This window comes from Mesonia aquimarina (genome assembly GCF_003667275.1).
In the GTDB taxonomy this organism is placed as follows: domain Bacteria; phylum Bacteroidota; class Bacteroidia; order Flavobacteriales; family Flavobacteriaceae; genus Mesonia; species Mesonia aquimarina.
This window is the reverse complement of sequence record NZ_RCNV01000008.1, coordinates 128221-142402: the sequence shown is the minus strand read 5'-3', so window position 1 is coordinate 142402 and position 14182 is coordinate 128221. Positions and strand designations below refer to the sequence as shown.

At 34.9% G+C, this 14182-nt stretch carries 9 protein-coding genes; 3 read left to right on the top strand and 6 right to left on the bottom strand.

Going from position 1 to position 14182, the window contains the following annotated elements:
- Nucleotides 1–20 precede the first annotated feature (20 nt).
- Entirely contained in the window at nt 21–1829 is a 1809-nt protein-coding gene (locus D9R05_RS11345) for a GNAT family N-acyltransferase (RefSeq protein ID WP_121667348.1), read from the top strand.
- A 412-nt stretch (nt 1830–2241) separates the two neighbouring features.
- Nucleotides 2242–3342: a carboxypeptidase-like regulatory domain-containing protein gene (locus D9R05_RS11335; RefSeq protein WP_121667346.1), complete on the top strand. Its 1101-nt coding sequence runs from the start codon at nt 2242–2244 to the stop codon at nt 3340–3342.
- Here the strand turns inward: D9R05_RS11335 and D9R05_RS11330 are convergent.
- Nucleotides 3339–3779, bottom strand: coding sequence for a nucleoside deaminase (locus D9R05_RS11330; protein ID WP_121667345.1), 441 nt, complete (start codon nt 3777–3779; stop codon nt 3339–3341). The genes D9R05_RS11335 and D9R05_RS11330 overlap by 4 nt on opposite strands.
- Nucleotides 3780–3819: 40 nt before the next feature.
- Here D9R05_RS11330 and D9R05_RS11325 point away from each other — a divergent pair, with 40 nt between their 5' ends.
- The gene (locus tag D9R05_RS11325; RefSeq protein WP_121667344.1) at nt 3820–5598 is read left to right on the top strand and encodes a 1-deoxy-D-xylulose-5-phosphate synthase; all 1779 of its coding nucleotides are present in this window, start codon (nt 3820–3822) and stop codon (nt 5596–5598) included.
- Nucleotides 5599–5638: 40 nt separating this feature from the next.
- Here the strand turns inward: D9R05_RS11325 and D9R05_RS11320 are convergent, their stop codons facing one another.
- The 5 genes from D9R05_RS11320 to D9R05_RS11300 form a co-directional block, all read right to left on the bottom strand.
- Nucleotides 5639–6103: a hypothetical protein gene (locus D9R05_RS11320; RefSeq protein ID WP_121667343.1), complete on the bottom strand. Its 465-nt coding sequence runs from the start codon at nt 6101–6103 to the stop codon at nt 5639–5641.
- 41 nt (nt 6104–6144) lie between these two features.
- Nucleotides 6145–8763: a T9SS-dependent M36 family metallopeptidase gene (locus D9R05_RS11315; protein ID WP_121667342.1), complete on the bottom strand. Its 2619-nt coding sequence runs from the start codon at nt 8761–8763 to the stop codon at nt 6145–6147.
- Between the two features lie 61 nt (nt 8764–8824).
- A complete protein-coding gene (locus D9R05_RS11310) occupies nt 8825–10171 on the bottom strand; it encodes a deoxyguanosinetriphosphate triphosphohydrolase (protein WP_121667341.1) in 1347 nt (448 codons plus the stop codon).
- 202 nt (nt 10172–10373) lie between these two features.
- Nucleotides 10374–12839, bottom strand: a complete 2466-nt coding sequence (locus D9R05_RS11305) for a ribonucleoside-diphosphate reductase subunit alpha (protein ID WP_121667340.1) — start codon at nt 12837–12839, stop codon at nt 10374–10376.
- 145 nt (nt 12840–12984) lie between these two features.
- Entirely contained in the window at nt 12985–13962 is a 978-nt protein-coding gene (locus D9R05_RS11300) for a ribonucleotide-diphosphate reductase subunit beta (protein WP_121667339.1), read from the bottom strand.
- Between the last annotated feature and the right edge of the window lie 220 nt (nt 13963–14182).

The following is a 14182-nucleotide window of genomic DNA, read 5'->3' as shown; positions in this document are numbered from 1 at the left end:
TATATTTGTATAAAAAGTAGATGGGATTTGTAACGGCACGTGAAGTGGCAAAAGGCTTGAATTTAGAGAAGTTCGGTTTCTTAGGAACCGCTTTTGGCGCTGCACTTATGCAGGTTACAAAGCTGAGTCATTTTAATAAAGTCTACGAAGAACGCAGGCATCTTTCTGGTCCGGAGTTTTTAGATTCTATTTTAGATTATTTAGAAGTTAATTATGAAATCCCAGAAAAGGACCTGAAAAGAATTCCTAAAACCGGTCCGTTTATTACCATCTCAAATCATCCGCTTGGGGCTATTGATGGCATGTTGCTGATGAAGATTTTAATTGAAAAACGACCCGATTATAAGGTAATTGCTAATTTTTTATTGCATCGATTAGATCCATTAAAAGATTACATTATGCCGGTAAATCCTTTTGAAAACAGAAAGGAAGCAAAATCTAGTGTCTTAGGAATTAAAAGCGCTATTGCCCATTTAAAAGAAGAACACCCATTAGGGATTTTCCCTGCCGGCGAAGTTTCTACGCATAAAGAAGACAAAACTATTGTTGATCGGCCTTGGTTACCTGAAGCTATGAAATTGATTCAGAAATCTAAGGTTCCGGTTATTCCTATTTATTTTCACGCAAAAAACAGTGCTTCTTTTTATAAGCTTTCGCAATTAAATGAAACGCTGCGGACAGCAAAATTACCCAGCGAAATGCTCTCGCAACGCAATAGAAAAATAAAGGTAAGAATTGGAAATCCGATTTCGGTTGCAGATCAACAAGAATATACAAACATTGAAGAGTTCACTTTTTTTCTTCGGAAAAAAACCTATATGCTTTCTAGCGGATTTGATAAAAAAAGCCTGCTGAATAACCTTCACATCCCCAAACAAATTAAACTTCCGCGAAGTCCTAAAAAAATTGTTGGAGAAACTGCTGAGCATCTTATGCAAAGCGAAATAGATTTTTGCAGAGAAAATGATAAACGTTTATTATGTAGTAAAAATTATGAGGTTTTTTTGGCAGAACGTGAACAAATTCCAAATATTGTTAATGAAATTGGCCGATTACGTGAAATAACCTTCCGTGCAATTGGAGAAGGTACCAACAACCCAACAGATTTAGATGAGTTTGACGATTATTATCATCACATGTTTTTGTATGATAATGATGCACATAAAATTGTAGGAGCTTACCGAATGGGATTTGGAGCTAAAATTTTCCCGAAATATGGAATCGATGGTTTTTATCTCCAGCAACTTTTTAGATTTGAACCAGAATTGCATAAGCTGATGAGCGAATCTATAGAAATGGGACGTGCTTTTATTGTTAAAGAATATCAGCAAAAACCGATGCCTTTATTTTTATTATGGAAAGGAATTGTGCATTGTACCTTACGTTTTCCTGAACATAAATATTTAATTGGTGGCGTTAGCATTAGCAATAAGTTTTCTTCTTTTTCAAAATCGATGATGATCGAGTTTATGAAATCTCATTATTACGATCCCTATGTTGCACAATATGTAAGACCAAAAAAAGAATACAAAGTAAAACTGAAAGACGTTGATAAAGATTTTGTATTTGATGAAAGTAAAGCTGATTTAAATAGATTCGACAAATTAATTGACGAATTAGAACCCGATAGTTTACGGATGCCTGTTTTATTGAAAAAATACATCAAGCAAAATGCAAAAGTGGTTTCTTTTAATGTAGATCCACTTTTTAATAATTCTGTAGATGGATTAATGTATATTAGAATTGCAGACTTACCAGAATCTACCGTAAAACCTGTTATGGAAGAATTTCAGGAAGAATTGGAGAAGAAATTAGATGGAAATCATTAACCTCTAGAATTTCTAAAGTCCCAAAATTAGCACTATCTTCTTTGTTACATTTTCTCGATATGAAAGGCCACGATTGAATTCTCAGCATATTTCTACCATATTCATTGATTTTTAAACTTAACTCTGAACTTCTAGCTGTGCCTTTAAATCCATCGTTACAGTTAACTTCTAAATACAAATTTTTTATTGTGCCATCATGAGAAAATTCACCTTTTGATTTCTAACAGGACTTTGAACATTATTCACCTGATAATAAGCGGTTATCTTTTGTACTCTATAGGCATTTATAGTTTTTATTTCATTAACTATTTTTGATGAACGAAACATCTCATTCAAACAAAATTTAATAACTGAGTTTATAAAAACAAGCTTTTTCATAACTTTATAAAATATAAAAGCTTAATTCTATTTTATGCCTTTTAAAATTTTTAATCCATTTGCACTAAATTATTTGAAGCCATTACTCTTCTTCAATATTTTATTTTGCATCTTTTTCCTTCCTACACTTTGCTTTGCACAACAGCAATTAACTGGAAAAATAGTTGATCAGGAATCTGGAAAAAATTTAGAAGGTGTAAATATTTACATAGATGGTTCTAGCTTGGGTACAATTACCGACAAGGAGGGAGTCTTTAAATTGAATGTAGAAGAAAATACAAATGCGTTGCTTATTGTTCGTTATTTAGGTTACGAAACCAAAGCACTCCCCATAAACCAAAAAGGAAAACTAGTAGATTTCGGGACAATTGATTTAAAATTGCAACCTGAAAGCATAGAAGGCGTAGTGTTAGAAGCCGATCCTTGGTCGCGCGAAAAGAAACTACGTTACTTTAGAGAATATTTCTTGGGAGAAGATTACCAAGAAAAAGACTGCAAAATTTTAAACGAAGATAAAATTCGATTAAGATTTAGGCCTTCAAAAAAAGAATTAAAAGCTTGGTGTGAGGTTCCGCTTCAAATTGAAAATCCGTATTTAGGATATATTATAGAATATTCTTTAAAAGACTTTTCAATAAATTTTACTTCATCAAAAAGAATTCTTTTGAGTGGACAACAAGTATATCGTCCGCAAACTTTCTTTTTATCTGGTTCTAGTTATTTTAAAGAATTAAAAAAAAGAGTTCGAAGAAGATATATAAAGAGAAGAGAGGAAACCTATTACGGTTCTATTATGCATTTTATGCGGTCCTTATCTAAGGAGAAATTAGAAGAAAATGATTATCGTATTTTTCACAAGAGATATGAACGACCACTATATCAATATTTAAAAGTTAATCAAAAAGAAAATCAGTCTGAAATTACGTTGCTAAAACCCCGCTTAACAATTCTTTATAATAATAATTTAGATCACCAATCATTTGTTCAGTCAGCTTATCCTAAAAAAGATAGTTTAATGTTTACTATTGATAACTATGGTAATTTTTATCCCGCAACTTTATTCTATTTTGGTGGTGCTATGGGAAAACAAAAAGTATCGTCATTACTCCCTTTAAATTATCAACCTCCAGATTAACGCTTTTTTTGAAAAAAATCTTTTAATAATTTAGAGGCCTCTGTTTCCATCAAACCAAATTCCACCTTAGTTTTTGGATGCAATTGCGCTCCCATTTTTCGATATCCACGACGTTCATCTGGCGCGGCAATTACCAAACGAGAAAGCTGACTCCAATACAACGCACCGGCACACATTTGGCAAGGTTCTAACGTGACATACATCGTACAATCGCGTAGATATTTTCCACCTAAATAATTTGCCGCGGCTGTTATAGTTTGCATTTCGGCATGAGCGGTAACATCGGTCAGCATTTCGGTTAAATTATGACCGCGAGCAATAATAGTTTGGTTGCTCACAATCACTGCGCCAACCGGAATTTCGTCACGTTCAAAAGCTAAATGTGCTTCTGCAAGCGCTTTCTTCATAAAATAAGAATCGTCAAAAGCTTCTATCATATTGTTTATAATATCATTTCAAAACTTACCTTTGCAAGGTATGCAAACTTCAATTTTAAATACCATAAACACGCCGGAAGATTTAAGAAAAATTCCTGCTGAAAAATTACCGCAACTCGCTAAAGAATTGCGTGAATTTATTATTGATGTTGTGGCTGCTAAAGAAGGACATCTAGGCGCAAGTTTAGGTGTGGTAGAACTAACAATTGCGTTGCATTATTTTTTTAATACGCCAAAAGATTTATTGGTTTGGGACGTGGGACACCAAGCTTACGGACATAAGATTTTAACCGGCAGAAAAAATAACTTTGGCACCAACAGGAAATTAAACGGCTTGAGCGGTTTCCCGAAAAGAAGCGAAAGTATTTTTGACACCTTCGGCGTGGGCCACAGCTCAACCTCCATTTCAGCGGCTTTAGGAATGGCTATCGCTTCTAAGTTAAATGGAGAAAACAAACAACATATCGCCGTAATTGGTGATGCTTCTATTGCAAGCGGAATGGCGTTTGAAGGCTTAAACCATGCTGGCGTAACCAATACTGATTTATGGATAATTTTAAACGATAATGCTATTGGAATTGACCCAAGTGTTGGCGCGTTGAAAGAATATTTAACCAAAGCCGGCATCGAAAAAAAACCGAAACAAGCTAATATTATTGAAGCCTTAAACTTTCATTATTCCGGCCCAATTGACGGGCATAATTTTGATTCACTTTTTTCAGCTTTTGAAAAATTGAAAAAAGTAAACGGACCAAAATTTTTACACGTTATTACCAAAAAAGGGAAAGGTTTACAAAAAGCTGAAGAAGATCAAGTAACCTATCACGCACCCGGAAAATTTGATAAAAAAACCGGGGAAGTTTTTCCAAAAAATGATCAACATCTTCCTCCTAAATTTCAAGATGTTTTTGGGTTAACCTTAGTTGACTTAGCCCATGAAAATAAAAACATTATCGGCATTACACCGGCCATGCCAACCGGAAGTTCGTTAAAATTTATGATGCAAAAATTTCCCGATCGCGCTTTTGATGTAGGAATTGCCGAACAACACGCCGTAACGCTTTCTGCAGGAATGGCAACCCAAGGAAAAGTAGTTTTTTGCGCTATTTATTCCACGTTTTTACAACGCGCTTATGATCAGGTTATTCACGATGTTGCCTTACAAAATTTACCCGTTATTTTTTGTATTGATCGTGCCGGTTTGGTTGGTGAAGACGGCGCTACGCATCATGGTGTTTTTGATATTGCCTATTTACGCTGTATCCCTAATATGCTAATTGCTACTCCTTCTGATGAACTAGAGTTAAGAAATATACTATACACAGCTTCTTTAGGCTTAAATCATCCAATAGCTATCCGATACCCCCGCGGTCGCGGAACGATAAAAGATTGGAAAAAACCTCTTGAAAAAATTAAAATAGGAAGCTCTAAAAAAATTCAGTCGGGCAAAAAAATAGCGGTATTAAGCGTAGGGAATATGCTTCAAAATGTAAAAGAAGCAGCAAAATCTTTTCCTGAAAACTCTATTGAAATTATTGATATGCGTTTTGTAAAACCCTTAGATGAAGAACAATTGCATCAAATCTTTAAAAAATTCAAAAAAGTAATTACGATTGAAGACGGTGCTGTTTGTGGTGGTTTTAATGAAGCCGTGTTGAGTTTTGCAAACAAAAATCGATACCAATCTTCAATTATCCCTATAGGAATTCAAGATGAATTTATAGAACAAGGAAAAACCGCAGAACTTCATGAATTAGCCGGAATTTCTGTTAAAAAAATTATAGCTGCTTTAGAAGAGGAAATTTTATCAGGCCACTAATGATTTAAAATTACTTGTGTTAGTTGTTGTGGAAACGTTTTTATTCAATTGGATGAAAACCTTTTTCGCTACTCATACCAATTCTTTTTTTCTCAACTGACTTTCCGTAAAACATAATTGCTACTATCACAGAGGTTTTTTCAACTGGTTTTTCCCAGCTCAGATTTTGGTCAATAATTTCTTTTAAGTTTAATTTTTCAGTAGAAATATTCGTTTCATTATTCACACTTAAAAGACAGGATTTTCCATTTAGGTCTACTATGATTTGGCAACTCAACAGTCCTTTGATTTTTTGTACATTTTCTTTTTCCAAATTATTTGCTAAAACGTAAACCAAATCTTTGTCAATTGACTTAACTTCTATTGAGTCTTTTTCGGTTGCAAATCTGTCAGTATTACAACCTTCAAATTTTACTTCGAAAATGTTTTGGGCTTCAATTCCAAAAGATATGCAGAACAGAAGCAGAAAGATTAATTTGTTAAAAATTGGTTTTATTTTTATCATTTTGTGTTTTTCAAATGTACTACCACTATTAATAAAATAACCTACTCCACAATTAATTTTTCAGTTTGTATTTTTTCTCCTGATTGAATTTTTAGAATATACACCCCAGTAGTCAAGCTAGACACGTCTACAGGCTGACTTGCGGTTGTCGTTGCCGTAAAAACTTCTCGTCCGTTGATGTCAAAAATATTTATTTCAGCTGAATTATTCACGGAGTTTTTTGTGCTGATTGTCACTAAACCATTCGTTGGATTTGGATAAACTCGCCATAAATTTTCTTCAGTAGCACCTATTCCTAAACTACAATCTAACACAGCGTTTGGTGGCATATCAAAAGCTTCGGTTTGATCTGTTCTCGATAAAGAACTTCCTTGAGTTGCGCTATAACCCAATCCTCGATTAGCAAAAACCGACCAAATTAAACATTGATTATCGCCATTATTTTGTAAAATATCGGCTTGTAAAATAGCATCACGCCCATCTACAAAACCGGGATTACAGGTTTGTAATTTAAGGCCGTCAATTACTAATTGCATCACTTTATTGTTTCCTCCCGTACCGTTGTAAATATCATCATCAAAACCATATTCGCCAATAAACGCCCAATGCAAATCCCATAACATTGTTGCCCAAACAAAACCTACGCCGTGCGGAGCGCTAAGTTGCGAGGTGTTATTGGTATCGCCATAAGTAAAATCATTTACTGAAAAATCAGTTGAATAGGGTGCATTTCTAATCCCTGTTCCGTCGATTGGCTGATTAGTTACATAAGTCGCTATTCCTTTTGCATCTTCAGCCTGGTCAGTAGTTTTTTGAGTCATCACTAAAGCAAAATAATCGCTCCAACCTTCTCCCATTTGTTCGGTTGCTTGAATGCAATTTCCATTTTGATCGTAATCTACACAACCTACTAAACAATCTGCACTTGCGGCACCTCCTGTTAATCGGTTAGAAATACCGTGACCATATTCATGTGCAATAATACCGGCATCAAAATCGCCATCTTTTCCAAAAGGTCCTATATTTTCTAAGGTTCCGTTAATTGTTTGATTTGCTATTAAACTATTGATTAATGGAGTTCCATCGGATTGAGAAATCATAATGGCTGGAATAGTAATATTTGGCGTAGAATTACTTTGCATATAAATTACATCTCCGCCAACATTATTGACAATAATTGCGCCTACTGCTCCTGCATTTTGTACTTTCTGAATTTTCTCTAAAAAAGAACAGGTTCCTCTTCTGATGACTGCAATATTCCCATTAAGTTGATTAGCGTTAGCAATCGTTTCGCAAGCGTCATATGGATCTGATGTAAAAGAGTTTGATTCCTCAATTAATACTAAATCTGACTGAATACCGCTGATCGGAATATTTGCCGCAAAAACCGCTTGTAAAGCTTCATAATTACCGGCTAAGGATTGTGGGGAATTAATTGATAACAAAAAAGGTGGATCAGTAGAACCCCACGTAAACATGCGCATAACACCACTTTGCCCATCTGGCGGTGTTCCAAAAGTAGCGTTATTTCCAGGTCCGTTATTTGCTCCGTCTTGTGCTCTAGCTAAAACTTGATCTGAACCAAAACCTACACTTCCATAATTTGTAGTTTGAAAATTTCCGCTGGCTTCATCAAAACCGTATTCGTGCCAAACATCATGCATTAAATTATTCCAGTAAAATAAATTAACCGTTGCTGCATCTACATAAGCTAACGGATCTTGATTTAAATTTAAATTTTGGTCAAATACCAAATTTGTTCCACCTTCAGCAAACCTACCTACATTATTATCACCATCTCTATTTTCATAAGCCCAAACATTATTTCCGCGTGTATCGGTGTATTCTTCGCCATCGACCCCGTTATCATCGTGCCAACCAAATGGTGAGGCATTTAAATTTTCGGGCGAATTTACTAGCGTTCTACTCCCGTGATCCGGAGATGCAATAGGTCTTTCATAAACGTTATAACTTGCGTTAGTAGAAAAAACTATGGCATTTTTCGCAAGTTTTTTTTCTAAAACACTTTTTTTGTCATTTTCAAATGAATCAAAACTACATTCGTTAACCCAATCATTTTTCCAAAGGATCTTACCCGAATTGGCATCAACGGCAATTGACCACCAATGATTATTTTTTTTGATTACTAATTTCCAGCTTAAGCTTAATTTTTCTTCTTCAGCAATATAAATTAAGTCTACAGGAATTGCTTGGTCACTGATTTCTGGTGCTTTTACAAGGAGTTTATTTTCTGATTCAATTAAGCGAACTTCTCCTTCGTAATTTATTTTTACGTTTTCTGTTGCCTTTTTTAATGCCTCTATTGGAGAAATTTTCGGCTGACTTATATTTTTTTTCGCATCAATATTTCGAATAAAATTGCCTTGATAAGAAACTACTTCTCCATTTTTGATAACAAATGTACCCATAGCATTCTGAATAGGATTTTCATCTAAAAATTGTTGAACATATACATAATTGTATGCTTTATTTTGTGAATAATGCTCAGAAATTATCTTTAAATCTTGAACATCACTTTCAAGAAAACTCTGTTGATTTTTTAGTAAATAATCCTTGCACAATTGTTCAACTTGCTCTTGGGCTTGAAAAGAAAAAGACACAAAAAGCGCCAGTAAAAATAAAAAAGTAGTTTTGTACATCGGATGTTTTTTTTAAAAATACAGTTTAATTAAAAGACTATCTATTATTTGCTACAGCAATTTAGTAACTATCGAAACCGGAAAGTTTTCTATAAATCCGTAAAGCATTCCCATCAGTTAAGGATGCTACTTGACTCGATAGGCTAATTAGCCATTCATAAGTTGACTTGTTTTCAAACTCGTTTTCGGTTAGCAAACTATTGATAATTAACTTATCGTAATTAGTAGCTTCATGGTTTTTATAATTTTGAACAGCAACAGTGTACACCTCTAACAACGTAGAAATTATTTTGTAGCCCGCGATTTCTTTTTCCATCACTTCATTACTTTGATAAATTTTATTTCTGCTAATGGAAAGTATATCTTCTATTTGCGCGGTAAAATTTGATCTTTCTAATAATGAAAACGAAAATCCTCCGCTTAGAATTTCTTCTTCGTTTTCAATAAAAACACGCGTAGCTTCTTGGATTAACGTATTGATTGCTAACGAACGCAAATAACTCAACCGACTGTTTTTAGTAGTTAACGCATGATATTTTTCAATATCAATCGTGTCTTTTACCAGTTTTATTAAATATTCTAAGGCAAATTCTTCTTCGATTAAACCGAGGTTTATTCCGTCTTCAAAATCAATTATGGTGTAACAAATGTCATCTGCGGCTTCCACTAAAAAAGTTAACGGATGCCGTTTAAAATGAACATCGTCATCGTTTCCTGTGGACAATAAACCAAGCTCTTTCGCCACATCTTCAAAAATATTTTTTTCACTTTGAAAGTAACCGAATTTTTTATCACCTATTTTTTTTGAAGGTTTATGCGGAAGCGATTCTTTTGGATATTTCGTAAACGCGCCAAGCGTAGCATACGATAAACGCAAACCATCTTTTGTTCCGTTTCTAGTTTCAGTTAATAATTTAAATCCATTGGCGTTTCCTTCAAAATGGGTTAAATCGTGGTATTCTTTTTCGCTTAATTGCTCTTTAAAACGTTTGCCGTTTCCGGTTTTAAAATATTCGCCAATTGCTTTTTCTCCTGAATGCCCGAAAGGCGGATTCCCAATATCATGTGCTAATGCTGCGGCAGCGACAATTGCTCCAAAATCATTAAATTGGTAGCCGTAGGTTTTCGCTAATTCTGGATATTTTTCTAGTATTTTTTTTCCGACAATTCTTCCTAACGATCGCCCGACAACCGAAACTTCTAAACTGTGCGTTAATCGCGTGTGGACAAAATCGGTTTTTGAAAGCGGAATTACTTGCGTTTTATCTTGCAGACTTCTAAATGCGGAAGAAAAAATCACGCGATCGTAATCGACTTCAAAACCTAAGCGCGTTTCATCTTGATCTTTACGGAGTCTAACTTTTTTATCGCCTGCGCGTTGTAAGGAAAGTAATTGTTGCCAGTTCATAGAATTATGTTGAAAAGGTAAAAATATAAAAAAGAGGCTATCTAAAAAGTTATAAAACTGTCATTCTGAATTTTTTCCGATAACTATCGGAACAGGATCTCACCAATGATTAAAAAAACCAAATGAGAACCTGAATCAAGTTCAGGTTGACCAACATCAACTTTTTAAATAGCCTCTTCGTTTATTAACTATAAAATAAAAATTAAGAACCGCACATTAAACAATCGTCTCCTTCAGATTCTTTAGACTGTTTAATTATGTTTCGTAATTCTTCCGGAGAAAGCGAGGTTCCTTCCGGCGTTACGGGTTCTTCTTTCTTTTGTTGTGCTTTAAGTCGCTCAGCTTTTAACGTTTCCGCAGCTTTTGCAGCAGCTTCTTGTTGCTCTGGTGATGCTTTTTTCTCATTACTCAACGTAAATTTAATGGCATCTACGGCAGATTTTGTTCTTAAGTAATACATTCCCGTTTTAAGTCCGCTTTTCCAAGCGTAGAAATGCATTGAGGTTAATTTTGCCATCGTTGCGCCTTCCATAAATAAGTTGAGCGATTGCGACTGATCTATAAAATACCCACGCTGACGCGACATATCAATAATATCTTTCATTGATAATTCCCATACGGTTTTATACAGTTCTTTTAATTCCTGAGGAATCACATCAATACCTTGAACAGATCCGTTTGCGCGCATAATGGCGTCTTTTACATCATCGGTCCATAAATCTAAACGTACCAAATCTTCCAACAAATGTTTATTTACCACAATAAATTCTCCTGAAAGTACACGTCTTGTGTAAATGTTAGAGGTATACGGTTCAAAAGCTTCATTATTTCCTAAAATTTGAGAAGTTGACGCTGTTGGCATTGGCGCTAGTAATAATGAATTTCGAACACCGTTTTTCAATACTTTTTCACGTAGGTTTTTCCAATCCCATCTTCCGCTTAAATCTTCATCTTTAATTCCCCACAAATTATATTGAAATTCTCCTTGACTAATTGGTGAACCTTCGTAAGTTGAATAAGGACCTTCTTCTTTTGCTAATTCCATCGAAGCGGTTACAGCACCAAAATAAAGCGTTTCAAAAATTTCTTGGTTTAATTTTTTCGCATCATCACTGGTAAACGGCATGCGTAGTTTTATAAACGCATCGGCTAAACCTTGAATTCCTAATCCAACCGGACGATGACGAAAATTAGAATTTTCGGCTTCTTTTACCGGGTAGTAATTTCTATCGATTACTTTATTTAAATTCTTAATAACACGCTTGGTAATTTTGAACAATTCTTTGTGATCGAACTGACCATCTTTTACAAACATTGGTAAAGCGATGGAAGCTAAATTACAAACCGCAACCTCATCTGGACTCGTATATTCCAGAATTTCTGTACATAAATTTGAAGAACGAATAGTTCCTAAATTTTTCTGATTCGATTTTCTGTTCGCCGAATCTTTGTACAACATATAAGGCGTTCCGGTTTCAATTTGAGATTCTAAAATTTTCTCCCAAAGTTCACGCGCTTTTATAGTTTTTCTTCCTTTTCCTTCTTCTTCGTATTTGGTGTAAAGTTTTTCAAATTCTTCACCGTGAACGTTGAATAAATTTGGGCATTCATTCGGACACATCAGCGTCCACGTAGAATCTTCTTCTACTCTTTTCATAAACAAATCTGGAATCCACATCGCATAGAATAAATCTCTGGCACGACGTTCTTCCGCTCCGTGATTTTTCTTCAAGTCTAAGAAATCGAAAATATCGGCGTGCCAAGGCTCCACATACATAGCGAAAGAACCTTTTCGTTTTCCGCCCCCTTGATCTACATAACGCGCTGTATCGTTATACACACGAAGCATTGGTACAATTCCGTTAGAAGTTCCGTTAGTTCCTGAAATATACGATCCCGTAGCGCGAATGTTGTGAATAGACAATCCTATTCCCCCGGCAGATTGCGATATTTTTGCCGTTTGTTTTAAAGTATCGTAAATTCCGTCAATGCTGTCATCTTTCATGGTTAAAAGGAAACAAGACGACATTTGCGGTTTTGGAGTTCCTGAATTAAATAAAGTTGGCGTAGCGTGAGTAAAATATTTTTTAGACATCAACTCATAGGTTTCTAAAGCTGAATCGATATCGTTTAAATGAATTCCTACGGAAACGCGCATCAACATATGTTGCGGACGTTCTGCGATTTCTCCGTCTAATTTTAATAAATAAGAGCGCTCTAAAGTTTTAAAACCGAAATAATCGTACCCGAAATCGCGGTTGTAGATAATTCTAGAATCCAGAATATCTTTATTTTCCATAATTACTTTGTATACTTCATCTGAAAGCAATGGTGCCTTTTTACCGGTACGTGGATTTACATATTCATATAAATCGGTCATTACTTCAGAAAAAGTTTTCTTGGTGTTTTTGTGCAAATTAGACACCGAAATTCTTGCAGCCAAATGTGCGTAATCCGGATGCGTGGTTGTCATGGTTGCCGCTACTTCTGCTGCTAGATTATCAAGTTCGCTTGTCGTTACACCATCGTACAAACCTTCAATTACGCGCATAGCGACTTTTGTAGGTTCGACTAATGGATTTAAACTATAGCATAATTTTCTAACTCTGGCGGTGATTTTATCGAACATCACCGGCTCTTTTTGTCCGTTTCTTTTAATTACATACATAGCGCTACTCTATTTAAATTAAGCGGAAAAAGTGGCTGCTCGCCGCTGTTTCGCAAGGTTGATTTTTTCTTATTCTAAACTTAATTCCGTTAAAAAATTAAGTGGGTTTCGGGTTATTTAATTTTGGATTGGAGTGAAAAGTTGACTAAAAATCGGCGTCGAAACTGATTCTGTCATCTTCTTTATCTTTATTCATCACACCGGCTTTTTGATATTCGCCTACGCGTTTTTCAAAGAAATTTGTTTTTCCCTGTAGGTTAATCATATCCATAAAATCAAATGGATTAGCGGTACCATATTCTTTTTCGCATTCTAACTCTATCAATAATCTGTCGGTTACAAATTCTAAATACTGCGTCATTAATTTGGCGTTCATTCCGATTAAGCTTACCGGTAAAGATTCAGTTATAAACTCACGCTCGATATTTAATGCATCAACTAAAATTTCCCTAATACGTTCTTTTGGAACTTTATTGACCAAATGCTTATTGTGTAAATGCACGGCAAAATCACAATGAACACCTTCGTCTCGAGAAATCAACTCATTTGAAAAGGTTAAGCCCGGCATAATTCCACGTTTTTTCAACCAAAATAGAGAGCAGAACGATCCTGAAAAGAAAATTCCTTCTACGGCTGCAAAAGCAATAAGACGTTCTGCAAAAGAATCGGATTCGATCCATTTTAATGCCCAATCTGCTTTCTTCTTGATTGCTGGAAAGTTTTCGATGGCTTTAAACAGACGATCGCGCTCTTTTTCTTCTTTTACATACGTATCAATCAGTAACGAATAGGTTTCAGAATGAATATTTTCCATCATTATTTGAAAGCCGTAAAAGAATTTTGCTTCCGAATATTGTACTTCATTAACGAAATTTTCGGCTAAATTTTCATTTACAATACCATCTGAAGCTGCAAAAAATGCTAAGATGTGCTTTATAAAATAGCGCTCGTCATCGTTTAATTTGTTTTCCCAATCTGAAAGATCTTGGTGTAAGTCAATTTCTTCTGCCGTCCAAAAGCTAGCTTCCATTTTTTTATACCATTCCCAAATATCTTCGTGCTGAATTGGGAATATGACAAATCTATCTTTGTTTTCTTGCAAAATTGGTTCTACTTGCGCCATTTTTTTAAATTTTTGATTAAAGAAATACTAATACAGGGGACTAACAAATATCGAAAATTAATATCCTGTTTAGTAAAATTAATCATTGACTTTTTCAACAAGTTTTTAACACAGCGCTTAAAGCCAGACAGGATAAGGGCTCAACTTCATAAACTTATAGATGTCACGTAATCATACATTTAGTGTAAATGAAAAAGAAAGAAACCTTTAAAAACAAGGC